Origin of the sequence: Shewanella sp. T24-MNA-CIBAN-0130, assembly GCF_040310185.1 — a bacterium.
In the GTDB taxonomy this organism is placed as follows: Bacteria; Pseudomonadota; Gammaproteobacteria; order Enterobacterales; family Shewanellaceae; genus Shewanella; species Shewanella psychromarinicola.
Genome location: NZ_JBEOPP010000334.1, coordinates 1 through 268 on the forward strand (window position 1 = coordinate 1; position 268 = coordinate 268).

The 268-nt window shown below is 38.8% G+C and carries 1 pseudogene; it reads left to right on the plus strand.

Annotated features, from left to right (window positions below):
- Window positions 1–268: pseudogene (locus AAEZ02_RS22615) on the plus strand (phosphate acetyltransferase); the annotation flags it as partial.

Consider the following 268-nt stretch of genomic DNA (forward strand, 5'->3'; position numbering starts at 1 on the left):
GCCTTAATGCATCGTCTTGAGATAGCCCATAACTCCTTGGGGGGTAATAAAAACAAACGCCTTATTGGCACAATTATTAATAAAGTTGGGGCTCCAGTTAATGAAGAAGGACGCATCAAACCTAATATGTCAGAGGCCTTAAACAATAGACGTCTGCAACGTCTAAATACAAAGAACATGTTTAAATCTCTTACTAACTATCCGCTTCAAGTTTTAGGAATTGTCCCCTTTAATGTAAACCTAATAGCACCAAGAGCATCAGATCTCG